Annotated in this window: 22 protein-coding genes and 1 tRNA gene; 7 read left to right on the top strand and 16 right to left on the bottom strand. The window is 69.3% G+C overall.

Annotation, left to right across the window (positions count from 1 at the left end):
* Nucleotides 1-174: 174 nt before the first annotated feature.
* Genes AC1D2H_RS21860 through AC1D2H_RS21850 form a run of 3 tightly spaced genes read right to left on the bottom strand, consistent with a single transcriptional unit; the run spans nucleotide 175 to nucleotide 2,008 of the window.
* On the bottom strand, nucleotides 175-618 hold the full coding sequence (locus AC1D2H_RS21860; RefSeq protein ID WP_478012435.1) for a hypothetical protein: 444 nt from the start codon (nucleotides 616-618) through the stop codon (nucleotides 175-177).
* Between the two features lie 26 nt (nucleotides 619-644).
* Entirely contained in the window at nucleotides 645-1,166 is a 522-nt protein-coding gene (locus AC1D2H_RS21855) for a c-type cytochrome (RefSeq protein ID WP_477936324.1), read from the bottom strand.
* Complete coding sequence (locus tag AC1D2H_RS21850) at nucleotides 1,163-2,008, bottom strand: SRPBCC family protein (RefSeq protein WP_478012434.1); 846 nt, start codon at nucleotides 2,006-2,008, stop codon at nucleotides 1,163-1,165. The genes AC1D2H_RS21855 and AC1D2H_RS21850 overlap by 4 nt, the downstream gene beginning before the upstream one ends.
* A 171-nt stretch (nucleotides 2,009-2,179) precedes the next feature.
* On the opposite strand from AC1D2H_RS21850, the gene AC1D2H_RS21845 reads away from it, so the two are divergent.
* Nucleotides 2,180-2,860, top strand: coding sequence for a hemerythrin domain-containing protein (locus AC1D2H_RS21845; RefSeq protein WP_477936320.1), 681 nt, complete (start codon nucleotides 2,180-2,182; stop codon nucleotides 2,858-2,860).
* Here the strand turns inward: AC1D2H_RS21845 and AC1D2H_RS21840 are convergent.
* Nucleotides 2,827-5,463, bottom strand: coding sequence for a winged helix-turn-helix domain-containing protein (locus AC1D2H_RS21840; RefSeq protein WP_478012433.1), 2,637 nt, complete (start codon nucleotides 5,461-5,463; stop codon nucleotides 2,827-2,829). The two genes, AC1D2H_RS21845 and AC1D2H_RS21840, sit on opposite strands and share 34 nt — an antisense overlap.
* Before the next feature lie 116 nt (nucleotides 5,464-5,579).
* Here AC1D2H_RS21840 and AC1D2H_RS21835 point away from each other — a divergent pair, with 116 nt between their 5' ends.
* Entirely contained in the window at nucleotides 5,580-6,413 is an 834-nt protein-coding gene (locus tag AC1D2H_RS21835; RefSeq protein ID WP_478012432.1) for a PEP-CTERM sorting domain-containing protein, read from the top strand.
* A 58-nt stretch (nucleotides 6,414-6,471) separates the two neighbouring features.
* Nucleotides 6,472-8,043 (top strand): cation:proton antiporter, encoded by a 1,572-nt coding sequence (locus AC1D2H_RS21830; protein ID WP_478012431.1) that lies wholly within the window; start codon nucleotides 6,472-6,474, stop codon nucleotides 8,041-8,043.
* 8 nt (nucleotides 8,044-8,051) lie between these two features.
* Here AC1D2H_RS21830 and AC1D2H_RS21825 read toward each other — a convergent pair whose 3' ends face one another.
* The 4 genes from AC1D2H_RS21825 to AC1D2H_RS21810 form a co-directional block, all read right to left on the bottom strand.
* Nucleotides 8,052-8,669: a YdeI/OmpD-associated family protein gene (locus AC1D2H_RS21825; protein ID WP_478012430.1), complete on the bottom strand. Its 618-nt coding sequence runs from the start codon at nucleotides 8,667-8,669 to the stop codon at nucleotides 8,052-8,054.
* Nucleotides 8,670-9,920, bottom strand: a complete 1,251-nt coding sequence (locus AC1D2H_RS21820; RefSeq protein ID WP_478012429.1) for a class I SAM-dependent methyltransferase — start codon at nucleotides 9,918-9,920, stop codon at nucleotides 8,670-8,672.
* A gap of 12 nt (nucleotides 9,921-9,932) precedes the next feature.
* The gene (locus AC1D2H_RS21815) at nucleotides 9,933-10,460 is read right to left on the bottom strand and encodes a PEP-CTERM sorting domain-containing protein (RefSeq protein ID WP_478012428.1); all 528 of its coding nucleotides are present in this window, start codon (nucleotides 10,458-10,460) and stop codon (nucleotides 9,933-9,935) included.
* Between the two features lie 116 nt (nucleotides 10,461-10,576).
* Nucleotides 10,577-11,248 carry a histidine phosphatase family protein gene (locus AC1D2H_RS21810; RefSeq protein WP_478012427.1) on the bottom strand — a complete coding sequence of 224 codons (672 nt, stop codon included), beginning with the start codon at nucleotides 11,246-11,248 and terminating at the stop codon, nucleotides 10,577-10,579.
* 52 nt (nucleotides 11,249-11,300) lie between these two features.
* On the opposite strand from AC1D2H_RS21810, the gene AC1D2H_RS21805 reads away from it, so the two are divergent.
* The 3 genes from AC1D2H_RS21805 to AC1D2H_RS21795 are packed head-to-tail and all read left to right on the top strand — an operon-like array spanning nucleotide 11,301 to nucleotide 13,678.
* A complete protein-coding gene (locus AC1D2H_RS21805; protein ID WP_478012426.1) occupies nucleotides 11,301-11,750 on the top strand; it encodes a GNAT family N-acetyltransferase in 450 nt (149 codons plus the stop codon).
* Nucleotides 11,743-12,402 (top strand): alpha/beta hydrolase, encoded by a 660-nt coding sequence (locus AC1D2H_RS21800; protein WP_478012425.1) that lies wholly within the window; start codon nucleotides 11,743-11,745, stop codon nucleotides 12,400-12,402. Before AC1D2H_RS21805 ends, AC1D2H_RS21800 begins: the two co-directional genes overlap by 8 nt.
* A gap of 58 nt (nucleotides 12,403-12,460) precedes the next feature.
* A complete protein-coding gene (locus AC1D2H_RS21795) occupies nucleotides 12,461-13,678 on the top strand; it encodes a hypothetical protein (RefSeq protein WP_478012424.1) in 1,218 nt (405 codons plus the stop codon).
* Here AC1D2H_RS21795 and AC1D2H_RS21790 read toward each other — a convergent pair.
* From AC1D2H_RS21790 to secA, 6 genes are all read right to left on the bottom strand, one after another.
* Nucleotides 13,675-14,103 (bottom strand): GNAT family N-acetyltransferase, encoded by a 429-nt coding sequence (locus AC1D2H_RS21790; RefSeq protein ID WP_478012423.1) that lies wholly within the window; start codon nucleotides 14,101-14,103, stop codon nucleotides 13,675-13,677. The genes AC1D2H_RS21795 and AC1D2H_RS21790 overlap by 4 nt on opposite strands.
* Before the next feature lie 151 nt (nucleotides 14,104-14,254).
* Nucleotides 14,255-16,384 carry a prolyl oligopeptidase family serine peptidase gene (locus tag AC1D2H_RS21785; RefSeq protein WP_478012422.1) on the bottom strand — a complete coding sequence of 710 codons (2,130 nt, stop codon included), beginning with the start codon at nucleotides 16,382-16,384 and terminating at the stop codon, nucleotides 14,255-14,257.
* Nucleotides 16,385-16,561: 177 nt separating this feature from the next.
* The gene (argJ, locus tag AC1D2H_RS21780) at nucleotides 16,562-17,800 is read right to left on the bottom strand and encodes a bifunctional glutamate N-acetyltransferase/amino-acid acetyltransferase ArgJ (protein WP_478012421.1); all 1,239 of its coding nucleotides are present in this window, start codon (nucleotides 17,798-17,800) and stop codon (nucleotides 16,562-16,564) included.
* A gap of 97 nt (nucleotides 17,801-17,897) precedes the next feature.
* Entirely contained in the window at nucleotides 17,898-18,566 is a 669-nt protein-coding gene (locus AC1D2H_RS21775; protein WP_478012420.1) for a PEP-CTERM sorting domain-containing protein, read from the bottom strand.
* 32 nt (nucleotides 18,567-18,598) lie between these two features.
* Nucleotides 18,599-19,117 (bottom strand): PEP-CTERM sorting domain-containing protein, encoded by a 519-nt coding sequence (locus AC1D2H_RS21770; protein WP_477933485.1) that lies wholly within the window; start codon nucleotides 19,115-19,117, stop codon nucleotides 18,599-18,601.
* A 227-nt stretch (nucleotides 19,118-19,344) separates the two neighbouring features.
* Nucleotides 19,345-22,089 (bottom strand): preprotein translocase subunit SecA, encoded by a 2,745-nt coding sequence (gene secA / locus AC1D2H_RS21765; RefSeq protein WP_478012419.1) that lies wholly within the window; start codon nucleotides 22,087-22,089, stop codon nucleotides 19,345-19,347.
* A 169-nt stretch (nucleotides 22,090-22,258) separates the two neighbouring features.
* On the opposite strand from secA, the gene AC1D2H_RS21760 reads away from it, so the two are divergent.
* Entirely contained in the window at nucleotides 22,259-22,597 is a 339-nt protein-coding gene (locus AC1D2H_RS21760) for a hypothetical protein (RefSeq protein WP_477933489.1), read from the top strand.
* A gap of 35 nt (nucleotides 22,598-22,632) precedes the next feature.
* On the opposite strand, the gene AC1D2H_RS21755 is transcribed toward AC1D2H_RS21760, so the two are convergent.
* Nucleotides 22,633-22,708: transfer RNA gene (locus AC1D2H_RS21755), tRNA-Thr, on the bottom strand.
* 22 nt (nucleotides 22,709-22,730) lie between these two features.
* Nucleotides 22,731-23,240 carry a ClpXP protease specificity-enhancing factor gene (locus AC1D2H_RS21750; RefSeq protein WP_477933491.1) on the bottom strand — a complete coding sequence of 170 codons (510 nt, stop codon included), beginning with the start codon at nucleotides 23,238-23,240 and terminating at the stop codon, nucleotides 22,731-22,733.
* Nucleotides 23,241-23,323: the final 83 nt, after the last annotated feature.

Genomic DNA, 23,323 nt, shown 5'->3' with positions numbered 1-23,323 from the left:
GAAAGCACGAGATCCGGGCCACGCCCGCGTCACCGCCTGCCGGTGTCGCTTCAGGCAGGCCGCCTGCGCTGATGAACGCCGCAGCCCCACGCACCCATCCGGGTGTGTCCCGGGCGGCGTGAGGCGCTCTTGCGCCCCGACTGGCTCCGGCCAGGCGGGGCTTTCCTTTTTGGATCAACGCATTGCGACGATGCCGCCCTCGGCGGCCGGCGCGAGCAGCAACAGGCCGGCCTCGCTGCGGTCGCCGCTGCGCACCTGCACGTCCACCAGGCAGGTCGGGCCCACGCTGGTGGCGCGCAGCAACTGTGTCTTGCGCGGCTGCGGCGAGCGGCCCAGCCTGTCGAGCAGCTCGCGGTAGACCGCCTGCCGGCCGGCCTCGCTGGCGGCACCCAGGCTGCCGTCCAGCGTGAACTGGGCCGTCAGGCCCCAGGCGTCGCTGGCATTCCAGCGGGCATCGAAATCATCCAGCCGGCGCTGCAGCGCGGCCTTGTCTTCACAGGTCGAAGCCGCGGCATGGGCTTCGGCGGGCAGGGTCAGCACACCGGCGGCTACCAAGCCCAGGGCGGTGACGAGGGCCCAGCCCAGGCCGAGCGGGGCGGAGGAATCAGAACGCTTCATGGAGGTCTCCTGAAAAAAGACGGGGGTCAGTGGGACAGCGGTGCCAAAGGTTCGGGCACCTGGTTGCGGATGGGAGGCAGGCTCTGCAGATAGGCGAACACAGCCTTGAGGTCGTCGTCCGTCATCTGGCTGTAGACGGGGATGGGCATCGGCGGCAGCACCGGCCGGCCGCGGCCGAGGTGGCGGCCGGTGCGGATGGTCTGCATGAAGTCGTTCTCGCTCCAGCGGCCCAGGCCGGTCTGCATGTCTGGCGTCAGGTTGGCCGTGAAGCTGACGCCCCAGGGCCCCGAGAAGGCCGTGGCCGTCGCGGCGGTGACGACCATCCACGGGCCCGGCGGCGCGGCGACGGGTGCGGTGATGACGAGCTGCTGCGGGTGGCCCGACAGATGCCGCGCCGCGTCGGGCTCGGGGCCGTTGGCGCCCATCTTCAGCGGCGTGTGGCAGTCCGCGCAGCCGCTGGTGTTGACGAGGTAGCGGCCACGTTCGATGCGATCGGTGGCTTGCGCGCTGCCGGCCAGCAGGATGAGCAGGGGGATCAAGGCTTTCATGGGCGGTTTTCCTGGTTGAGCGGGTTGAAGTGATGGGCCAGCAAAGCCAGGCCCTGGGCGTCGATCTCGCGGGTGCCGAGGGGCGGCATCTGCTGGTAGGGGTTGCGGCTGCCGGCGCGACGCATGACCTTGGCCGCGTCCACGAGCGCGGGCGGCTGGCCCACGTCCAGCGCCAGGCGCAGCGGCACCGGCACGCCGCCGTCGAAATGGCAATGCCCGCAGTTGCCGTGCAGATAGCCGCGGGCGGCGCGCTCGGCCAGGTCTGTGGCGACGAAGTCCGGGGCCTGTGTGACCCAGGCCGCAGGCGCGTTCTTCAGCAGGCCGGTGCGCACCAGGGCCGGCACGGCGGGCCCGAGCTGCAGGGCGGCGAAGCCCAGCACCGGGCTGCGCGCACCGGCATGGCAGGCGATGCAGTCGCCGACCGAAGGAATCACATAGGACCGGCCTCCGCCCGTGCCAGGCAGATCCAGCACCTGACCGCGGGCCGGCGCACGCACGGCGTCGGCGCCATTCCAGACATAGCTGGCGAACTCCCAGCGGCCGTCCTGGCCGAGCCGCAGATGGCGCGTTTCCACGGCCACGCCGTCGACGCTGAACTCCTTCCACAGCCGCGTGCCCGCCGGGAAGCGCCAGGCGTCCGGCTGGCTCGCGTCCACCTGGGCGCCGGGCGGCAGCGCGATCCAGCGCCGCTTGCTCGCGCCGTCGGACCACAGCGCAAAGCGCGGCTCGAAGCTGCGCACACCGGCCTCACCCAGGCCGGTCTGGCTGAGGCGCTCGGGCAGCTCGGCACGCGCCACCAAGGCGGCGGTGCCGAGCAGGAGAACGAGGGCGAGGGAGTGCATGGACCGGCACTGTGCCGAGCGGGCCTGGCCCTGCCATCGCCACTAAGAGCCATACGGCGGGCCATCGCCATCAGCCATCGCGCATGGCCCTTCGGAGCGATGGCAGGCGCGGCCCCGGCCGGAACACTGGCGGCCATCCGGTTCACCTTCGCACCGGCCTCAAGGAATCCCATGACCCCCACCGCCCCGCGCCTGGACCTGTATGCCCACATCCACAAGGCCCTGCGCCTCTTCATGAGCGACACGCTGCAGCAGCTCGGCCGCCTCGACGTCGACGACCCGCTGGACCTGGCCACCAGCCTGGCCCAGCTGGACACGCTGCTGGAGGCCGCCAGGCAGCATGTCGAGCGCGAGAACGAGTTCGTCCACCCCGCCATCGAGGCCCGCCGCGCCGGCGCCAGTGCGGCCATCGAGGTCGAGCACGACGAGCATCTGGACGCCATCGCCGGCCTGCGCGCCGAGTCGGCCGCGCTGCGCGCCATGCCCACGCCCGGCGCGGCCCAGCGCCTGTACCGCCGCTTCGCGGCCTTCGTGGCCCACAACTTCGAGCACATGGGCGTGGAGGAGAGCCGCCACAACCAGGCGCTGTGGGCGGCCTACACGGATGCGGAACTGCTGGACATTCACCACCGCATCCTCGCCAGCATCGGCCCGCGCGAGATGAGCGAGACGCTGCGCTGGATGATCCCGGCGCTGACGCCCGCCGAGCGCGCCCTGGTCGTCGGCGGCCTGCCGCCCCAGGTCCAGGGGCCGGTGCTGGCCGCCGCCCGGTCGCTGCTCAACGACACGGCCTGGGCCAAGCTGTGCCGGGCCCTGGGTCAGCCGAGCGCGCCGGGCCTCGTCGAGGCATGACGCTGGTGGTTCCACCATGCGGCCGCTTCGCCGCGTGAGTTCAGGCCCAGCTTGTCGAGGATGTTGGCCACATGCCGCTTGACGGTGTGGGGGCTCAGGTCCAGCGCGCGGGCGATGTGCTTGTTGCTGGCACCGGCGGCGATCTGGGCGATGACCTCGGCCTCGCGCTGGGACAGGCGGTCGTCCACCGGCGCTGCCGCCGTTTCGACAACAACCAGCGTGGCCGGCCGAACGGCATCTGCCCAGCCGCGCAGGCGAGCGACATCGGCTGCCTCCAGCAGATCGCCCCAGTCCTGCGCCGCCATCTGCAGCAGGCGCGGCACGGCCCACATCAGGCCGCCCGGCTCGCGCCTGGCCAGCGCTGGCGCCAGGGCCTGGGCAGCGCCGGTGCGGTCGCCGGCCTCCAGCAGGGCCGCCGCCAGGCGCACGCGGGCCTCGGCGAGCTGGCCCAGCAGGTCGCCGCTCTCGCCGTCGGCCAGGAAAGCGCGCCAGGCGGCGATGGCCTCGTCACGCCGGCCCTCCAACGCCGCGAGCTGGGCCTGCAGGCCCAGCAGCGGCCGGGGCCGGTGCGGCATGACGAGGTCGGGCAGGTCGGCGCCGATGCGCACCAGCCGCTCCAGGCCCTCGACGAGGGCCTCGCGGTTGCCGCTGGCCGCCGCCATGCGCGACATGAAGAAGCTGGCATGCCAGCCGCCCCAGGCGCCATAACCCGGCACATGCTCGGCCAGGCGCAGCCGCATCAGCGCCAGGGCCTCGTCGTGGCGACCGGCAATCAGGTCCTGCATGGCGTGCAGGGCCTGGCCATGGTTGCGCGCGATGACGATGCGGCCAAACCAGGCCGCGTCGGCCTCGGCGCGCGCCAGCAGCTGGCCGGACTCGGCCAGCCGCCCCTGCCAGAACAGATTCCAGGCCTGGGCCATGTGGGCATTGACGCCGAAGGGCAGCGGCCGGTCGCCCATCACCTGCATGGCACCGCGATACCAGCGGTCGGCCACGGAGGCCATGCCGACGCAGCTGATCTGGCGCGGCGGCGGCGAGCCGGTGTACCAGGCCTCCAGCGAGGTGGTCTGCTCCAGCTCGGACACCAGGGCGTCGAACAACGGCGCGACGGCGTCGAAGCGGCAGCTCTCGAGCGCATGCCAGGCCCGGCCCAGCAGCGTCAGGCGCCGCAGTTCGCCACTCAGTGCAAAGGGGTCGAGGTCGCGCAGCAGCGCCTCGGCCTCGTTGAGCCGGCCCTGGGCGATCAGCAGGATGCTGCGGTGGGCGCGGGAGGCGCGCAGCCCGGCTTCATCGCCGCGCGCGTCGAACAGCGCCTCGGCGCGGCTCAGATGCCACTCGGCCTGCTGGGCCTCCCACAGCACCCACAGGGCCAGCGCCTTGACGCGGTGCAGTTCGGGGTTGGACTCGGCGAAGGCGGCGTCGAAATGGCGGGTCAGGTCCAGCAGGCCCTGGGCACCGAGCTGGTTCATCAGCAGCGCGCCGTCACCCAGCAGCAGCTCGGCGGCGCGCTCGGGGCGGCCGGCGGCCAGCAGCAAGCCCTGGCGGCGCAAGGCGTCCGTCTCCAGCACCGCGGCGCGCTCGAGTTGCTGGCGGTAGACCTCGGGCTGCTCCTGGCGCAGGCGCTGCTGCAGCATGTCGCGCAGCAGCTGGTGCAGGCGCAGCGTGTGCGGCGCCAGGTCGACGACGGTGACAAAAAGGGCCAGGCGCTCCATCTCGGCCAGCCAGCCGGCGGCGTGGGCATCCTCGCCCAGGGCCTGGCAGCGGGCGGCGTCCAGTTCGTGCAGCACGCTGGTGCGCAGCAGGAAGCCGCGCAGGCCGGGCTCCAGCCGGTCCAGCACCTCGGCGGCGAGGTAGTCGAAGGTGGCGCGGTCGATGGCGGCCGGCTGGCGCTGGCCGCCCTGGTTGATGCCCAGGGCCAGGCGCAGGCCGGCCGGCCAGCCCTGGCAGCGTTCGTAGATGCCGGCCGCGGCGGCTTCGTCCAGGCCCGCGGCCTGCACCAGTTGCCCGACCTCGGCGCGCGCCAGCACCAGTTCGGCCGGGCCGATGTCGGCCAGTTCGCCGGCGGCCCGCAGGCGGGACAGGCGCAGCTCGGGTTCGTGGCGGGCCGCCAGCACCAGGCGCCAGCGCTCGCCCATGCGCGCCAGCCAGCGGTCCAGGAACTGCAGCGAAGGCGCGTCGACGAGGTGGTGGGCGTCGTCCAGCACGATGAGGCCGCGCTCGACCTCGCAGGCCTCCAGCGCATTCAGCATCGCGTCGGCCACGGCGACGATCTCGGCACCGCCTCGCAGGGCCGCGTCGCGCAGGCCTTCGGGGGCCGTGCGCCAGGGCGGGTCATAGGGCTCGAAGGCGGCGAACAGGCAGTCCAGCAGGCGGCCGAGGTCGTCGCCTTCGTCCAGCGCCACCCAGGCCACGGCGCCGTCGGCGGGCATGTCGGCCAGGGCCTGCGTGAGCAGCGCCGTCTTGCCGTAGCCGGCCGGCGCGCAGATGAGCAGCACGCGGTGGCCGTCCAGCGCCTGCCGCACATGGGCCAGCAGGGCCGGGCGCGGCAGCAGCAGGCCGGCACGGGGGCGCGGCGCACGGGTCTTGGTGTGGGCGAGGGCCATGGGCGCGCATGCTAGTGCAAGCACCCCGAATCGAGGGGGTCGCGCGGGCCTTGCCGCTAACGATTGCCTAACGGTGGCTTTCCAGACTGGCGCCCAACCTGATCGGAGACCCCACCATGAAGCTCGCCCGACTGCTGCTCCTGCCCCTGACCCTTGCCGCCAGCCTTGGCGTCCATGCCCAGCAGGGCGTGAGCCTCGCCAGCGGCTTCACCGACTTCACGACCTGGTCGCTGTACGGCAGCGCGACGGCGCAGAACATGACGCCCGGCAACGGCTTCACCTACAGCGATCTGGAGCTGACGCAGCCGGGCGCCGGCGGCCAGGGCGGCGCCGGCTTTGCGCCCAAGTCGCTCGCGCTGGACTCCAACCAGGCCTTCAGTTTCGACTTCCACTTCTTCATCCCGGTCAGCCAGGGCCTGCGCGGTGACGGCTTCACCTTCACGCTGAGCGACACGGCCGGCGTGGGCAATGCCGGCTCGGGCCTGGGCTACGAGGGTTTGAGCCCGGCCAGCGTCGCCTTCGCGATCGACACCTTCCACTTCAATGGCGAGCCGGTGTCGCCCAGCCTGCAGATCCTGTCCGGCGGTTCGGTGACGCCGCTAGGCGCCACCGAGACGGGCCTGGGCGACAGCATCCGTGACCCCGACTTCCAGTGGTATGCCTCGGTGCAGTACACGCCCTCGGGCCTGAACGACAACGCCGGCACGCTGACCGGCACCATCGACCACCTCAACCTCGGCATCTACACGGTCAGCGCCCAGGTCAGCTTCGGCGATCTGGGCCTCGTCGGCGTGCCGGTGTTCTACGGCTTCACGGCCGCCAACGGCCTGGCCACCGACGGCCACTTCATCACCTCGGCCGTGCCCGTGCCGGAGCCGGGCAGCTGGGCCATGATCCTGGCGGGCCTGGGCTGCCTGGGGATGCTCGCACGGCGCCGCCGCGCCGACTGAATCGGGAGGCGCCGACCGCGCCTTCCTTTGTCCAAGCGAGGCCGCCATACTCCGCGCGGTGCACGCCCTCGAACAGATCCTGATCCTCTTCGTTGCGGCCGTGGTGTTGGCCGCCACCGCGCGGCGCGCCGGTGCGCCCTACCCTGTCTTCCTGGCCATCAGCGGCGCGCTGCTGGCGCTGATCCCCGGCGCGCCCAGCCTCAGCCTGCCGCCCGACCTGGTGCTGGCCTTGTTCGTCGCGCCCATCCTGGTCGACGCCGGCTACGACACCTCACTGCGCGACCTGAAAGACAACTGGGCGCCGCTGGTCGGCCTGGTGATCGTCGCGGTGGGCCTCACGACGGCCGCGGTGGCCGTCGTGGTCCACACCCTGGTGCCCGGCCTGCCCTGGGCCGCGGCCATCGCACTGGGCGCCATCGTCGCGCCGCCCGATGCCGTGGCGGCCACGGCGGTGCTGCGGCCGCTGCGTCCGCCCCAGCGCATCCTGGGCATCCTCGAAGGCGAGAGCCTGCTGAACGACGCCAGCGCGCTGCTGATCTACCGCCTCGCCGTGGGCGCGGTGGCGGCCGGCGGCTTCTCCGTGCAGGCGGTGGCGCCGACCTTTTTGCTGGCCGTGCTGGGCAGCCTGATTGCAGGCCCCGCTTTGGGCTTTCTCGCCCAGCGCCTCTTCGAGCGCGTGCAGCACATCCCCACGGCCATCATCCTGCAGTTCATCGGCACCTTCAGCGTCTGGCAGCTGGCTGAGCACGTGGGCCTGTCGGGCGTGCTGACCACCGTCTGCTTCGCGATGACGCTGGCGCGCATGGCACCCGCCCGCATCCCGGCCCGCGTCCGCATCCCCACCAATGCGGTGTGGGCGACGGTCGTGTTCGCGCTGAACATCTTCGCCTTCATCTTCATCGGCCTGCAGCTGCGCCCCATCGTGATGGGGCTGGAGGCGCCGGCGCGCGAGCAATACCTGGGCGTGGCCGCCGCCGTGCTGGCGACAGTCATCCTCGTGCGCATGGCCTGGCATATGAGCTTCAACGCCGTCGTGCGCTGGCGCGACCGCCGCCACGGTTTCAACCCGCCGCGGCCCATGCTGAGGCCCACGGTCGGCAGCGGCCTGGTGATTTCCTGGGCCGGCATGCGCGGAATCGTCACGCTGGCGGCAGCGCTGGCGCTGCCCGAGGGTTTTCCGGGCCGCGACCTGATCGTGCTGACGGCCTTCCTCGTCGTGCTGGGCACGCTGCTGATTCAGGGCCTGACGCTGAAGCTGCTGCTGCGCGCGCTGGACCTGCACGACGGCAACCCCGTCGAGCACGAGGAGCACGCGGCCCGCCATCGCATGCTGGAAGCCGCCTTTGCGCAACTGCCGGCCGACGGCTCCGCCGCCGTGAGTCTGGTGCGCAAGAACCTGAAGATGCACCTGGGCCGGCCGCTGCACGACAGCGGCAGCGCCTTCGCCTCCTTCGGCGCCGAATACGACGACTGCTACCGCGCCGCTCTGCAGGCCGCTCGCCAGGTGCTGCTGGCCCTACGCGACGCCGGCGACATCGGCGACGACGCCTTCCACACGCTGGAGAACGACCTGGACTGGCTGGAGGTGTCGGACCCGCTCAGGGCGGCGAATGCGGATGCTACGGGGTAGGCCCGGCCCTACTTCTTTCCCTGCGGGTAGATGGTCTCGCCGCGTTTGAGCATGTCGACGAAGGTCTGAATCTTTTTCTGGCGCCCCGCCGCGGTCTTCATGTTGTGGACGCGAAAGGCGAGCGCAAAGCGGTTCTGCGCGCTGAGGCCCGTCAGCATGTTCCTGGCCTTGGGCTCGGCGTCGATGGCCGCCTGGAGATCATCGGGGATCTTCATCTCCTTGCCGCTGCCGTAGGCGCGGTCCCAGCGACCGTCCGCCTTGGCCGCCTCGACTTCCCTGAGCCCGTGCTCAGTCATCCGGCCTTCCTGGATCAGCCTGGCCACATTGGCGACGTTGATCTTGCTCCACACACTCTTGCTGCGCCGTCGCGTGTAGCGCTGCAGAAAACTCTGCTCGTCCAACCCCTTGCGCAAGCCATCGATCCAGCCCCAGCAAAGCACCACGTCGATGGCTTGTTTCGGCGTCACCGATGCCAGCCCCGAATTCACCTTGTGGATCTTGATCCAGACCTCATCCGCCTTGTCGTGATGCCGGGCGAGCCAGTCGTAGAAATCCTGTTCATCGGCGAATTCGCGGACGTTCTTGGGGTCGACTGTTACTGATGCCATTGGTGGGCGCTCCCTCACTCAGGCTTCTGCCAGCAACTGCTCCAGCCGCTGCTCCCGCAGCCCATAAAAGCGCTTGATCTCGGCGATCTGCGCCAGCAGCTCGGGCCGGCGCGCGGCCAGCGCCTCGGCTGCCAAACCCTGCGCCTTCACGGCCAGGATCATCTTGTTCTTGCTGGTGTGCTCCAGCGCGATGAACTCGAACACCTGGGTGCGGTAGCCCTGGCTTTCCAGCAGCAGCGCACGCAGCGAGTCGGTCACCATCTCGGCCTCCTGGCCCAGGTGGATGCCGTGCTGGAGCATGGGGCGCAGCACGGCCGGCATGGTCATCTGCGGGCGCAGCTCCTTGTGGCAGCAGGGCGAGCTCATGATGACGCGGGCGCCCGACTGCAGGCCGACGTGCAGGGCATGGTCGGTCGCGATGTCGCAGGCATGCAGGGCGATCATCACGTCCAGCGGCTGCACGGCCTGGGTGCGCACGTCGCCCTGGTCGAAGCGCAGGCCGGTCAGGCCCTCGTTGTCGATGATGGCGCCGCACAGCTTGACCATGTCGTCGCGCAGCTCGATGCCGGTCACGCGCGGCTGCAGGTTTTGCGACTGCAGCCAGTCGTGCACCGCAAAGGTCAGATAGCCCTTGCCCGAGCCGAAATCGGCAACCCGAACAGGGCCTGCCAGGCTGGCTTCCTCGACGGCCGAGGACAGGATCTCGACGAAGCGGTTGATCTGCTTCCACTTGCGCGCCATCGCCGGCACCAGGGCCGGCTCGCCCTTGACGAGATGGGTCAGGCCCAGGGCCGACCAGACCGGGTGGGCCATGTCCAGCGGGCGCTGCTTGGCCTTGTCATGGGCGGCCGGTGGCGGCGCTTCGGCGCCCTTGTCCGAGTCCACGCGCGTCACGCGCAGCGTCTCGCGGCCCTTGCGGCTGACGGCGAACTGCACCTCTTCGGTGGTCGTATGCAAGTGAGCGTTGCGAAAGCGCGCGCCCAGCAGCGTGGCGATCTCGGCCAGGCCCGCCTCGGGCGCGTGGTTCTTGGTGACGTCCTTGGTGCGATGCCGCCACAGAAAGCTCAGCGCCGGCTCGCCGCGCAACTCGACCAGGCGCACGGTCAGCCGCTCGACGTCGACGTCATCGCCCACCGGACCCGACAGCAGCAGCTTGCCGAACTGCCCGCCGGCCAGGGCCAGGCGGACGAGGTGCAGAAAGCGTTCGTGGGCCGGCGCCGTGGCGGCCGGCGGAGGCGTGATGAGGGACGTGAACAGGGGCGCGGCCATAGCCGCACATTGTCACTGGGGCCGCCGGCGCTGGCTCCACAGGCCGATGAAGCCCATGCCGGCCAGCAGCAGAGCCACGCTTTGCGGCTCCGGCACGGCGGCTGTCACCTGCAACGGCTCCCAGCTCATGGACACCAGGCCCAGGCGCTCGTCGGTGACGACGCCGGGGATCATGTAAGTGGGCCAGCCCTTGCTGTCGAAGCTGAAGAAGCGCGTGCCCTCGTCGTTCTGGCTGAAGGCGGCCATATGCCAGAGCGTGCCGTTGCCCAGCTCGTATTCCAGGCCCGCACGCTCGTTGAAACCCAGGCTGAAGGCCTGCACGGCGCGGTTGCCGGACCAGTGGAGCTCGAACTCGGTCAGCTCGTAGGCATAGAGCCAGCCGTTGCCGTCGAGGTCGCTGCCGGCGAAGTGGCCGCTCAGCGTGGCGCCATCGGCGTAGCCGGTCTGGTTGAAGTTGAAACTCTCGGCGCGCGCCGGTGCAACGCAGGCAGCGGCCAGGCCGACAAGGGCCGCAAGGGCGAGAAGACGGGGTGAGGACATGACGGAACTCCATCGGGGTTGAGGAGTCGTCATGCTGCCGATCGGGTCGCGTGGCCGCTTCGCCCAGGAGAGCCATGCCCGTGCCGCCGGTGATGGCCCGTTTGGGGCCAGGCGCGTCAGGCGTGCGTGATGTGCGCCCGCGTCTCGGCCGTGTCCAGGTGCGGCAGCGTGTTGAAGGTGACGAGGTGGTGGCGCTTGGGGTTGAAGGCGAACTCGGTGACGGCCGAATTGCGGATGCGCAAGTTGAGCTCGACAAAGGTCTCGGGCGGCGTGGACAGCACCTGGGCCACGGCCGTCGCGATCGGGCCGCCGCTGGAGACGATCAGCACCTGCTTGCCCACGCCCAGGGCCAGCACGCGGGCCAGTGCATCGGCCACGCCGGCGGCAAAGTCGGCGTGCAGCGGCATGCCCACCGGCGCCGTCTCGCCGCTCATCCAGGCCAGCAAGCCCTGGCGCAGCAGGCGGAAATGCTGCTTGACGGCCTCCGGCGTCGTGGGCACTTCGATAGTCCCCGGGTGAACGGCACGCACGATGGCCTCGCTGTCGTACTCGTTCAGCCCCGGCAGCGCGACGGCGGGCAGGTCCTCGCCATAGCCCTCGACGATGCCGGCCAGCGACTGGGCATGGCGCTTCAGCGTGCCGGTGAAGACGGCGTCGAAACGCTGGCCGCGTTCGCGCCAGTAGGCGCCGAGGTGGCAGCATTGCTCATGGCCCTTGGCACTGAGCTGGTCGTAGTCGGCCGCGCCAAAGCTGGCCTGACCGTGGCGGACGAGGTAGAGGCTTCCCATGACCCGCATCATGGATCGCGATGGCGCCTTCGGCTGTCGCGACAATGACGCCATGTCCCGACTCCGACAAGCCACCCGCGACGACACCGCCGAACTCTGGCGCGTGCGCTACGCCGTCACCGAAAACACCCTCACGCCGGGCCGCATTTCCGACGCCAAGCTGCATGCCTATCTCGAGGACTACGGCCGTGGCTGGGTCGTCGAGCTGGAGCCTGGCCGCATTGCCGGCTTCTCCATTGGCGACGCCCGCGACGGCCACATCTGGGCGATGTTCGTCGACCCGGCGCTGCACGGCCAGGGCTACGGCCGCCAGCTGCACGACGTGATGGTGGACTGGCTGTTCGAGCAGGGCCACAAGCGCCTGGACCTGGGCACCATGCCCGACTCACGCGCCGAGGCCTTCTACCGCCGCGCCGGCTGGACGCCGACCGACGAAGGCCTGGACGCCTACGGCGACAAACGTTTTGAACTGCACATCGAAGACTGGAAAACCCATGCTTGAAGCCCAAGTCATCGAGACCGGCCCCAACCCCGCCACCACCCTTATCGTGCTGCATGGTCTGGGCGACAGCGGCCACGGCTTCGTGCCCATCTGCGGCGAGCTGGATCTGAAGAGCCTGGGCGCCGTGCGCTTCATCCTCCCGCACGCGCCCGAGCGGCCGGTCACCATCAACGGCGGCTATGTGATGCGGGCCTGGTACGACATCCTGGGCGCCGACCTCGTCAAGCGCGAGGACGAGGCCGGCCTGCGCGAATCGCAGCGGCAGATCGCCGAACTCATCGACGGTGAGCGCCAGCGCGGCGTCGCGGCCGAGCGCATCATGCTCATTGGCTTCTCGCAGGGCTGCGCGATGGCGCTGATGACGGCGCTGCGCTACCCCGAGCGCCTGGGCGGTGCCGTCGGCCTGTCGGGTTATCTGCCACTGGCTGGAACGACGGCCGCCGAGCGTTCGACGGCGAACGCCGACCTGCCCATCTTCATGGCCCATGGCAGCCAGGACCCGGTCGTCGTGCCGGCCCGCGGCACGGCCAGCCGCGATGCGCTGCGCGCTCTGGGGCATGAGGTCGAATGGCATGACTACCCCATGCCGCACTCGGTCTGCATGGAAGAGATCGAGGACTTGAACGCCTGGCTGCTGAAGCAACTGGGCTGACTTCGCCGTCCTGTTCCCGACGCTGACCTCTGCAGCGCTGGGCGAAGATCGATGAGTCATGGAGCGCCTGGCCGAACAGATCGTTGACTGGCACAACCGCCACCCGCTCGCGCGGCGCATCGCCCTGGGCGATGTGCACACCGTGGGCGTGGTGGCCCTGCCCTTTGTGCGCGCCTCCGCCGAGGCGGGCGGCCTGGTCGAGCCCGTGCTGACCGACGTCGTCAGCGCCTTCGACGCGCTGCATGGCTCGCCACCGCTGTCACGTTGGGCGGCCTGGCAGCAGCGCCTGAAGCAGCTGCCGCGCCTGCTGAGCCGGCGCCCGCGCACGCAGTGGCGGGCCTTCAGCGAGAAATTCCTGCCCGGCCTGAGCCCGAACCAGGTCGAGCGCTTTGCGCTGGCGCACGGCTTTGCCGAGCCGCCGGCAACCCCCGAAAGCAAGCCTTGGCGGGTCATCGTCATCGACGAGAGCCTGGCCAGCAGCCATGGTGGCTGGCCCTTCGAGCTCTATCTGATGACGGCCGGCATCGACATGGGCAGCGGCCGCACCCGCGTGCTGGCGGGCCGCGGCATCCCATCTGAAATCGTCGGCCGCCGGCTGTGGGACCCGATCCGCCTGGGTGCCGTGGCGGCCGTGCTGGTGCTGCTGATCGCGGCGGGTGCCTGGACGCTGTGGCCACGCCACGCGGCTGAACCGGTCGCCGTGCCCGCCACAGCGGCATCGGCGGCATCGGCGCCCGCGCCAGCAGCGCAAGCGGCATCGATGCCGGCATCCGCTGCTTCCGCCGCCGAAGCCGCTGCCAGTGATGCGGCAGCCGACGCGCCGCCGCCCGACATCCGCCCGCGCTTCGTGGAGCGCACCGATGGCATCAAGCGCCCGCCCATGCAGCGCTCGGAAAAGCCCGCGGAGACGCCGGGGGAAAAAGCTGCGGAGAAGGCTGCTACCGAGACGGCGGCGGCAGCCTCTGCAGCAGCGGCCGCCAGCAAGCCCGAACCCGCCGACCCGCGGCTGGCCCGCTTTGCCCAATCGCCAGACAAGATCGTCGTCGCCCTCGTCGGCCCGCCGGGCAGCAAGGCCGAGGCCGAAGCCCTGCTGCTGAAGATGAAGGCGGGTCTGGTGGGCATGCACGGCAATCCCGATGCGCTGCAGGCCGACGTCATCCAGACGCCCGAAGGCTGGCGCGCCACGGTCTGGCCCTTCCCGAGCCGGGAGCAGGCCCAGCTGATCAACGCGACGCTGGTGGCGCGTGGCCTCAAGACCAAGGCCGTGAACTTCTAGCGCCGGATGACGAAGGCGCGCTTGTCGCTGCTGTCGAAACCGCAGCGCTCGTAGAAGGCCCAGACGGCCGGCTCCTTGCGGCTGGTGGTCAGCACGACCTTGTAGGCGCCTGCGTCCCAGGCTCTGTCGATGGCATGGCGTATGACGGCCTGGCCGTGGCCCTGGCCGCGATGCTCGGCATGGGTGACAACGTTCTCGATGACGCCGTAGCTGCTGCCGCCACGCGTCAGGTTGGGGATGACGGCGAGGTTGCAGCTGGCGATGAGCCGTTCACCGCCAAAGAGCCCGAAATGCCGCAGCCCCGGATAGGCAAACACAGCGCGCACCGCCTCTTGCGAAGGCGGCGCATCACCGGCGTTCAGATGCTGATAGAGATCAACAAGGGCATCGACATCGCCGATGCCCAGATCGCGGATCATGGTCATCGCATTTCTGCGGGCCGAGCGCCGGGCCGCTCCCTAGCCGGCCCGCGCTGGCGATGTGCTTGCGGCTCGATGCCGCAAGCATCGCCGTCCCCTCGGGGGACCGACCAGGCTCGCCTGCGTACAGCCAGGCGAGACTGGGCGAGGGGCACCATCACTTCACCTCGAGCTTCATCGTGTTGGCGATGAAGGCCAGGATGTCGCTGCGCTCCTCGATGATCTTCGAGGTGGGCTTGCCCGCGCCATGACCGGCATTGGTCTCGATGCGGATCAGCTTGGGCGCCGCGCCGGTGTCGGCGGCCTGCAGCGTCGCGGCGTACTTGAAGCTGTGGGCCGGCACGACGCGGTCGTCATGGTCACCGGTCGTGATCAGCACGGCCGGGTACTTGGTGCCGCTCTTGATGGTGTGCACCGGCGAATAGGCACGCAGGGCGTTGAACATCTCCGGGCTGTCGGCGCTGGTGCCGTAGTCGGTGGCCCATGCCCAGCCGATGGTGAAGTTCTGATAGCGCAGCATGTCCATCACGCCGACCTGCGGCACGGCGACGGCGAACAGATCCGGGCGCTGGTTGGTGACGGCGCCGACCAGCAGGCCGCCGTTGCTGCCGCCGTTGATGGCCAGCGTCGCCGGGCTGGCGACCTTGTTCTTGACCAACCAATCGCCGGCGGCGATGAAGTCGTCGAAGACGTTCTGCTTCTTCAGCTTGGTGCCGGCCTCGTGCCAGGCCGAGCCGTACTCGCCGCCGCCGCGGATGGAGGCGATGACGTAGACGCCGCCCATCTTCATCCACGTGGCCGCCGTGACGCCATAGCCCGGCGTGATGGAGATGTCGAAACCGCCGTAGCCATAGAGCAGCGTCGGGTTGCTGCCGTCCAGCTTCAGGCCCTTCCTGGCGGCGATGAAGATCGGGAAGCGGGTGCCGTCCTTGCTGGTGACGAACTCGCGGCGGGTTTCGAACTCGTCGGCGTTGAAGGCCGTCTTGGGCTTCTTGAACAAGCTGACCTTGCCGGTCTTGACGTCGTAGCGATGGATCTCGGCCGGCGTGGTCAGGCTGGTGTAGCTGAAGAAGGTTTCCTTGTCGCTCCAGCGGCCGCCGAAGCCGCCGGCGGTGCCGACGCCGGGCAGCTTGACCTCGCTGAGCTGCTTGCCGTCGGCGCCATGCACGCGCACCAGCGTGGCGGCGTCATGCAGATAGCTCAGCAGGAAGCGGCCGCCGACGGCGGAGGCCATGGTCATCGCGTCGGGGCCTTCGGCCACCAGCGTCTTCCAGTTGGCCTGCGCCGGGTTCTTCAGGTCGACGGCGACCAGCTTGCCGCGCGGTGCGCCCTTGTCGGTCTTGACGATGAGCTTGCCACCGACGGCGGCGATGGGGGTGTACTGGGCGTCGAAGTCCAGCGTGATGGGCTGGGGCTTGCCGCCGGCGAAGCCGCCCTTGGGCAGGGGCAGCACCATCAGGCCGTTCTTGCTGCCGGCGCTCTTCCAGACGCTGATGAGCAGCAGCTGGCCGTCGTCCGAGACCTCGGTGCCGAAGCCCCATTCCTTGTCGTCGCGGTTCTCGGCGACGAGAACGTCCTCGCCCTGGGCCGTGCCGAGGCGGTGGTAGTAGAGCTTCTGGAAGTAGTTGGCGCCGGTCAGCTTCTCGCCTTCCTTGGGCGCGTCGTAGCGGGCGTAGAAGAAGCCCTTGCCGTCGGCCGTCCAGGCGGCGCTGCTGAACTTGACCCAGTCGATCTTGTCGGCCAGGTCCTGGCCGGTGGCCAGGTCGCGCACCTTCCAGGTCTGCCAGTCGGAGCCGGCACCGGCGATGCCATAGGCCAGCAGCTTGCCGTCGCGCGAGGGCACGACGCCGCTCAGCGCCACGGTGCCGTCCTTGGACAGCAGGTTGGGGTCCAGCGCGACGGCGGGGGCGTCAGTCAGCGACTTGGCCGTGTACAGCACGTTCTGCTGCTGCAGGCCGTCGTTGCGGGTCCAGAAATAGCGGCCGCCCTCGCTGAAGGGGATGCCGAAGCGCTCGAAGTTGTAGAGCTCGGTGTAGATGCGGCGCGCCGGCAGGCGCTGCGGCATGGCGGCGAGGAATTTGTCGGTGACCTCGTTCTGCTGCACGACCCAGGCCTTGGTCTCGGCGCTGTTGTCGTCCTCCAGCCAGCGGTAGGGGTCGGCAACGGCGGTGTCGTGATACGCGTCGATCTGGTCGGCCTTACGCGTGACGGGATAGGTCAGCGACTGGGCCTGGGCGCTGGTAGCGAGCACGGCGGCGATGGCGATGGCAGACAGGGTGAGCTTCATCAGGCGGAGTCCTGGATTCGAGGAAGCGCCGATTCTCAGCCGGACCGGCAAGCCCCGCCGATCGTCATGCGATGAAGCCCTGACAGCAAAAACCCGGAGATCATGCCCACCGGCTCGCAGGCCGGTGGTCCTTCGTCAGGCGTCGGACAGGCCGCAGGGCCTGTCCTCGGTCCGGACTCAGCTCCGGTAGTCGGCGTTGATGGACACGTAGTCGTGGCTGAGGTCGCAGGTCCAGACCGTCGCGCTGGCCTGGCCACGGTTCAGGCCGACGCGGATGGTGATCTCCGACTGCTTCATGACGCGCTGGCCGTCTTCCTCGCGGTAGGTGGGCAGGCGCCCGCCCTGGCGCACGATGGCGACGTCGTCCAGGTCCAGGTCGATGAGCCCCTGGTCCAGATCACCGATACCGGCGTAACCCACCGCCGCCAGGATGCGGCCCAGGTTGGGGTCGCTGGCGAAAAAGGCGGTCTTGACCAGGGGCGAGTGGGCGATGGCGTAGGCCGCGAGCTTGCACTCGGCCTCGTCGCGGCCGCCCTCGATGGTGATGGCGATGAACTTGGTCGCACCCTCGCCGTCGCGCACGATGGCCTGGGCCAGCTCCTGGGCCAGCGCGATCAGCGCCTCGCGCAGCACCTTGGCGTCGGCGCTGTCCAGCGACGTGATCTCGGCATGCGCGGCCTTGCGGCTGGCGATCAGCATGAAGCAGTCGTTGGTGGACGTGTCGCCGTCGATGGTGATGCGGTTGAAGGAGGCGTCCGCGGCTTCCTTCACGAGGGGTTGCAGCAGGGCCGGAGCGATGTTGGCGTCCGTCGCGACGAAGCCCAGCATGGTGGCCATATTGGGGCGGATCATGCCGGCGCCCTTGGAGATGCCCGACAGCGTGACCGGCACGCCACCGATCTCGATGCGGCGCGAGGCGGCCTTGGGCAGGGTGTCCGTCGTCATGATGCCGGCGGCGGCCTCGGCCCAGTTGTCGGCCTTCAGCGCAGCCAGGGCCGCGGGCAGGCCGGCGGTGATGCGCTCGACGGGCAGCGTTTCCATGATGACGCCGGTCGAGAAGGGCAGGATCTGCTCCGGTTGGCAGCCGATCAGGCCGGCCAGGGCCTGGCAGGTTTCACGGGCGCGGGCGAGGCCGTCGGCACCGGTGCCGGCGTTGGCATTGCCGGTGTTGATCAGCAGCGCGCGGATGGCCGAACCCCCGGCCGGGTGCGCCAGGTGCTCGCGGCAAAGCTGCACGGGCGCGGCGCAGAAGCGGTTGGTGGTGAAGACGCCGGCGACGGCGGCGCCCTCGTCCAGCGCGATGACGCTGAGGTCACGCCGGTTGGCCTTGCGCACGCCGGCCATGGTCACGCCGAGGCGCACGCCCGGCACGGGCAACAGGGAGGCGGGATCGGGGGCGGTGAGATTGACGGGCATGGCGCGCTCGGTGGGAGTCAGGGAAAGCGCGCGGATTGTAGGAAGCAGAAAAGCAAAAAGGCTCCCGAGGGAGCCTTTTCAGCGGCGCGCGCTGCGCTCAGCGCGTCAGGCGGCGGCGGGCGATCATGCCGATGGCGCCCAGGCCGGCCAGCAGCAGGGCATAGGACTCGGGCTCGGGAACGGCGACCGTCGGCGTGGCGACGACCAGATCCTGGTAGTTGGCGTTGCTGAGCTTGGTCAGGCTGTACAGCGATGCGCCGTGGTAGGCCTGAGCGGCGGCCAGGTAGCTGCTGGCAAAGGTCTGCGCGCCGGTGGCCGTGGTGAGCTGTGCGCCCGTCAGGCCGGCGGTCTTCAGGAAGAAGTTGCCGTTGTTCTCTGCCAGGCTCAGCGTGCCGCTGGCCTCGCGCATGATTTCCCACACGGCGAGCTGGAAGCCTGCTTGCTGCGCGCCGTCATGCACGGAGCCGAAGCTGCTGGAGTACAGCGCCTGCAGCAGGGTGCCCTGCGTGCCGCTGAAGCTGCCGACCGTGTAGGTCTTGAAGCCCCTGCTCGTGATCGCGAACGACTGGTCGGGTTCGATGCAATAGGCCTGGAAGCTGCCGGTGGCCGCGTTCGTGTAGTTCAGGCCGCCGGTGATGTAGTTGGCCGTCAGCGAAGTCGTGAGCGCCGGGTCGCCGGCATCGCGGCTATCGAAACGGATGCTGACGTCGGCGAAGGCCGTGGCACTGGACAGCAGGGCTGCGGCGAGGGCGAAAGACTTGATCATGGTGGACTGCTCGTGAATTTCGGTCAGCCGGCTCAGCCGACGCGGCGGCGGCGCGACAGGCTCAGGCCAGCCAGGGCGACGGCGACAAGGGCCAGGGCGGTGGGCTCGGGCAGGTCGACGCCGCGGCCATTCAGCTGGGCTTGGTAGCCTTCGGGCGACTTGACGCCGTAGCCTTCACCGACGACATGCAGTTCCCAGTTGCCGGCCGACAGCCACAGCGGGCTCAGGCCCCAGGTTTCGGTGCCGCTCTCGTCGGCGTCCCAGTCGATGGCATGGGTTTCGGTCAGCGCGACGGTGGTACCGCCCAGCTTCAGGAAGGCCGACGTGATGTTCACGCTGGCGCTCGGCTCAGGGGAGAGGGTGAGGAGGGACGCGCCCAGCAGGGTCTGGCTGGTCAGCGTGAAGTTGAAGATGTTGTCGAAAGCGGCCGCGTCCTGGCCGTTGGACATGATGTTGTTGTTGCCGAAGGTGAACGACACCGGCGCGGCGGCGGCGGTACCGGCGGCGAAGGCCAGACTCAGGGCGGCGAAGGCTGTAGACAACGATTTCATGACGCGCTTTCAGGTTCTCTATTCGGGTCTACCCGGTGTTTTACCGGGGTATGGGCTGCACTCTAGGGGGGTGGACAAGGGCCTGGCACCCCTCATGCGTGTGGCGCAGGGGTCTGGTTGTGCCCAAACGCACGGTTTTCCCCCCACATGGGTGGGCTGAGCGAGGCCGGCGGCCCAATGAAAACGGGCCGGCAGAGCCGGCCCGTGAGGGATCGAGACCTGGAAACTCAGGCCAGCTTGCCGTGGCAGAGCTTGAATTTCTTGCCGCTGCCGCAGGGGCAGGGGTCGTTGCGGCCGATGTGACCGTACTCGGCCAGCAGCGTGGCGGGGTCGACGTCCTGGCTGATGGAGCCGTCTTCGTTCGGGTGCTGGTAGGTCACGTTGGACACCGCTTCGGCACGGCGCTCCATGGCCTCGGCGGCCTGGCTGGCCTCTTCCTGGCTCTGGATGCGCACATTCATCAGCGTGCGGGTGACTTCCATCTTCACGAGGTCCAGCAGCTGGGAGAACAGCTCGAAGGCTTCGCGCTTGTATTCCTGCTTGGGGTTCTTCTGGGCGTAGCCGCGCAGATGGATGCCCTGGCGCAGATAGTCCAGCGCGGCCAGGTGCTCGCGCCAGCGCTGGTCGATGCTCTGCAGCAGCACCATGCGCATGAAGGGGTTGAACTGATCGATGCCGACGCGGTCGAGCTTGTCCTGGAACAGCTCGTCGCCGGCCTTGGTGACGGCGGCCAGCAGGTCCTCGTCGGTGATGGAGTCGCTCTTCTTGACGAGTTCGGTCAGTGACAGGCCGATCTGCCATTCGCCCTGCAGCACCTGCTCCAGGCCGGGCAGGTCCCACTGCTCTTCCACGCTCTCGGCGGGCACGAAGGTGCGCACGACGTCGGTCAGCGTGGATTCGCGCAGCGAGGCGATCTGGGCGACCAGGACTTCGGCCTCGAGGATGTCGTTGCGCTGCTGGTAGATGACCTTGCGCTGGTCGTTCGACACGTCGTCGTATTCGAGCAGCTGCTTGCGGATGTCGAAGTTGCGGGCCTCGACCTTGCGCTGGGCGCCCTCGATGCTGCGCGTGACGATGCCGGCTTCGATGGCTTCGCCCTCGGGCATCTTGAGCCGGTCCATGATGGCGCGCACGCGCTCGCCGGCGAAGATGCGCATCAGCTGGTCGTCCAGCGACAGGTAGAAGCGCGAGGAGCCCGGGTCGCCCTGGCGGCCGGCACGGCCACGCAGCTGGTTGTCGATGCGGCGGCTCTCGTGGCGCTCAGTCGCGATGATGCGCAGGCCGCCCTCGGCGCGCACCTTGTCGTGCAGGCCCTGCCACTCGTCCTTGAGCTGCTGGATGCGGCGCGCCTTCTCGTCGGCGGGAATGGCGTCGTCGGCCTCGAGGAACTTGACCTGGTTCTCGACGTTGCCGCCCAGCACGATGTCGGTGCCGCGGCCGGCCATGTTGGTGGCGATGGTGATGACGCCCGGGCGACCGGCCTGGGCGACGATCTGCGCTTCCTTCTCGTGCTGCTTGGCGTTCAGCACGTTGTGGGGCAGCTTGGCCTGGTCCAGCAGCTTGGAGATCAGCTCCGAGTTCTCGATGGACGTCGTGCCGACGAGCACCGGCTGGCCGCGCGTGTGGCAGGCGCGGATGTCCTCGATGACGGCGTTGTACTTTTCCTTGTCGGTCTTGTAGACCAGGTCCAGTTCGTCCTTGCGGATGGTCGGGCGGTTCGGCGGGATGACGACGGTCTCGAGGCCGTAGATCTCCTGGAACTCATAGGCCTCGGTGTCGGCCGTGCCCGTCATGCCAGACAGCTTGCCGTACATGCGGAAGTAGTTCTGGAAGGTGATGGAGGCCAGCGTCTGGTTCTCGGCCTGGATCTGCACGCCTTCCTTGGCCTCGACGGCCTGGTGCAGGCCATCGCTCCAGCGGCGGCCGCTCATCAGGCGGCCGGTGAACTCGTCCACGATGGTGACTTCGCCGCCCTGCACGACGTAGTGCTGGTCACGGTGATAGACGTGGTGGGCCCGCAGCGCTGCATTCAGGTGATGCATCAGCGTGATGTTGGCCGCGTCGTAAAGGCTGGCGCCCTCAGGGATCAGGCCGGCCTCGGTCAGCAGCGCTTCCGCGACCTCGTGACCATCCTCGGTCAGGTGGATCTGGTGCGACTTCTCGTCCACCGTGAAGTCGCCGGCCTCGATGACGCCCTCGCCGGTGCGCGGGTCGAGCTCGCCGATCTGCTTCTTCAGCTTGGGCACGACGGCGTTGATGCGCAGATAGACGTCCGTGTGGTCGTCGGCCTGGCCCGAGATGATCAGCGGCGTGCGCGCCTCGTCGATGAGGATGGAGTCCACCTCGTCGACGATGGCGTAGGCCAGGCCGCGCTGCACGCGGTCAGCCGTCTCGTAGACCATGTTGTCGCGCAGGTAGTCGAAGCCGTACTCGTTGTTGGTGCCGTAGGTGACGTCAGCGGCATAGGCGGTCTGCTTCTGCTCGCGCGGCGCCTGTGGCAGGTTGATGCCCACCGACAGGCCCAGGAAGGTGTACAGCTTGCCCATCCACTCGGCGTCGCGACGCGCGAGGTAGTCGTTCACCGTGACGACGTGGACGCCCTTGCCCGTCAGCGCATTCAGGTAGACCGGCAGCGTCGCCATCAGCGTCTTGCCTTCGCCGGTGCGCATTTCGGCGATCTTGCCGTCGTTGAGCACCATGCCGCCGATCAGCTGCACGTCGAAGTGGCGCATCTTCAGCGCGCGCTTGCTGCCCTCGCGGCAGACGGCAAAGGCCTCGGGCAGGATGTCGTCAACGGTCTCGCCAGCGCTGATGCGCTGCTTGAACTCGGCCGTCTGGGCGCGCAGTTCGTCGTCGCTCAAGCCCTCGTACTTCGGCTCCAGCGCGTTGATCTTCGCCACGGTGCGGCGGTACTCTTTAAGCAGACGCTCGTTGCGGCTACCGAAAATCGAGGTGAGAAGCTTGGGCAACATGCTGCGAAGGAATGAGGAGCTGCGCGGCACCGGCCGGGGTCCCGGCGGGTGGAAGGCGCGAATCTGAGGGCATGGCAGGGCATTGCAAGACGGACTTGCCCGGCCGCGCAAAACGGCGCAGTTTAGCAGCGGGCCATGAAGCGGCCGGCCGCCTGACTACACTGCGGCCATGGCCACCCCGCCCCGCTATCTCGCGCCCAGGAGCTCGCGCGCCAGCGTCCCGTCGCCGACACCGGTGGCCGACGCGCTGCGCGCCCATGAAGGCCTGAGCCAGCTCAGCGCGCGCCTGGACGCGTCGCGGCGGCGGCTGCGCATCATCTCGCCCGCCCTGCCCGGCAACCTGCTGGCCAGCCTGCAGCCCGGGCCGCTGGACGAGGACGGCTGGAGCCTGCTGGCCGCCAACGCGGCCGTTGCCGCCAAGTTGCGCCACCTGCTGCCGCGCCTGGAAGCGCTGCTGGCCCAGGCCGGCCTGCCGGGGCATATCCGCGTCAAGCTGATCCAGAAATGAAAAAACCCACGGTCGCGAGACCGTGGGTTCTTGATTGGTGCCGGCTATCGGATTCGAACTGATGACCTACCGCTTACAAGGCGGTTGCTCTACCAACTGAGCTAAGCCGGCGAAGGACGCAAATTCTAGACGTTCACTTCACCCGTTTCAGCGAAGGCCGCGGGCCGCCGCTGGGAGTGTCCGGCGGGGGCGGCGTGTCGTCACCCTCGTCGTTGGCTTCGCTCGCCAGGCGCAGGCCGCTGCGCCGCGGCTCCGTCGCCACAGGGGCGGCGGGCACGTGGGCGCCTTCGGCCAGGGGCTCGGGGGCCGGAAAGGCCATGCCCTGGCCGTTCTCGCGGGCGTAGATGGCCACGACATGGTCCACCGGCACGATGATCTCGCGCGCGACACCGCCGAAGCGGGCCTTGAACTGGATGAACTCGTTGCCGAGGTCCAGTCCGCTGGTCGCATCGAAGCCGATGTTCAGCACGATCTCGTTGTTCGAGACGTACTCCATCGGCACCTGCACCGAGCGGTCGACGTGGACCGCGACATAGGGCGTGAAGCCGTTGTCCGTGCACCAGTCGTGCAGGGCACGGATCAGGTAGGGGCGGGTGGACGTGCCATTGCCCGCGCCGCCTTCGATCCCTTGCGATTTATCCATGTACAACAGTCAACCCGGTCAGGGCGCAATTCGGTCAGTAGACCCAGCAACCGACAGTGGAACCGGCTTGGCCAGCCCACTGA

It is taken from the genome of Roseateles sp. P1_C1_2 (genome assembly GCF_056406535.1).
This window is presented reverse-complemented; position numbering and strand designations above follow the sequence as displayed.

What these genes read in the sequence shown, in the direction of transcription:
- AC1D2H_RS21860 (WP_478012435.1), bottom strand. Translation starts at nt 618, where the DNA reads ATGAAGCGTTCTGATTCCTCCGCCCCGCTCGGCCTGGGCTGGGCCCTC.
- AC1D2H_RS21855 (WP_477936324.1), bottom strand. Translation starts at nt 1,166, where the DNA reads ATGAAAGCCTTGATCCCCCTGCTCATCCTGCTGGCCGGCAGCGCGCAA.
- AC1D2H_RS21835 (WP_478012432.1), top strand. Translation starts at nt 5,580, where the DNA reads ATGAAGCTCGCCCGACTGCTGCTCCTGCCCCTGACCCTTGCCGCCAGC.
- AC1D2H_RS21810 (WP_478012427.1), bottom strand. Translation starts at nt 11,248, where the DNA reads ATGGGAAGCCTCTACCTCGTCCGCCACGGTCAGGCCAGCTTTGGCGCG.
- AC1D2H_RS21820 (WP_478012429.1), bottom strand. Translation starts at nt 9,920, where the DNA reads ATGGCCGCGCCCCTGTTCACGTCCCTCATCACGCCTCCGCCGGCCGCC.
- AC1D2H_RS21840 (WP_478012433.1), bottom strand. Translation starts at nt 5,463, where the DNA reads ATGGCCCTCGCCCACACCAAGACCCGTGCGCCGCGCCCCCGTGCCGGC.
- AC1D2H_RS21760 (WP_477933489.1), top strand. Translation starts at nt 22,259, where the DNA reads ATGGCCACCCCGCCCCGCTATCTCGCGCCCAGGAGCTCGCGCGCCAGC.
- argJ (WP_478012421.1), bottom strand. Translation starts at nt 17,800, where the DNA reads ATGCCCGTCAATCTCACCGCCCCCGATCCCGCCTCCCTGTTGCCCGTG.
- AC1D2H_RS21850 (WP_478012434.1), bottom strand. Translation starts at nt 2,008, where the DNA reads ATGCACTCCCTCGCCCTCGTTCTCCTGCTCGGCACCGCCGCCTTGGTG.
- AC1D2H_RS21790 (WP_478012423.1), bottom strand. Translation starts at nt 14,103, where the DNA reads ATGACCATGATCCGCGATCTGGGCATCGGCGATGTCGATGCCCTTGTT.
- AC1D2H_RS21845 (WP_477936320.1), top strand. Translation starts at nt 2,180, where the DNA reads ATGACCCCCACCGCCCCGCGCCTGGACCTGTATGCCCACATCCACAAG.
- AC1D2H_RS21775 (WP_478012420.1), bottom strand. Translation starts at nt 18,566, where the DNA reads ATGATCAAGTCTTTCGCCCTCGCCGCAGCCCTGCTGTCCAGTGCCACG.
- AC1D2H_RS21750 (WP_477933491.1), bottom strand. Translation starts at nt 23,240, where the DNA reads ATGGATAAATCGCAAGGGATCGAAGGCGGCGCGGGCAATGGCACGTCC.
- AC1D2H_RS21800 (WP_478012425.1), top strand. Translation starts at nt 11,743, where the DNA reads ATGCTTGAAGCCCAAGTCATCGAGACCGGCCCCAACCCCGCCACCACC.
- AC1D2H_RS21815 (WP_478012428.1), bottom strand. Translation starts at nt 10,460, where the DNA reads ATGTCCTCACCCCGTCTTCTCGCCCTTGCGGCCCTTGTCGGCCTGGCC.
- AC1D2H_RS21795 (WP_478012424.1), top strand. Translation starts at nt 12,461, where the DNA reads ATGGAGCGCCTGGCCGAACAGATCGTTGACTGGCACAACCGCCACCCG.
- AC1D2H_RS21770 (WP_477933485.1), bottom strand. Translation starts at nt 19,117, where the DNA reads ATGAAATCGTTGTCTACAGCCTTCGCCGCCCTGAGTCTGGCCTTCGCC.
- AC1D2H_RS21785 (WP_478012422.1), bottom strand. Translation starts at nt 16,384, where the DNA reads ATGAAGCTCACCCTGTCTGCCATCGCCATCGCCGCCGTGCTCGCTACC.
- AC1D2H_RS21805 (WP_478012426.1), top strand. Translation starts at nt 11,301, where the DNA reads ATGTCCCGACTCCGACAAGCCACCCGCGACGACACCGCCGAACTCTGG.
- secA (WP_478012419.1), bottom strand. Translation starts at nt 22,089, where the DNA reads ATGTTGCCCAAGCTTCTCACCTCGATTTTCGGTAGCCGCAACGAGCGT.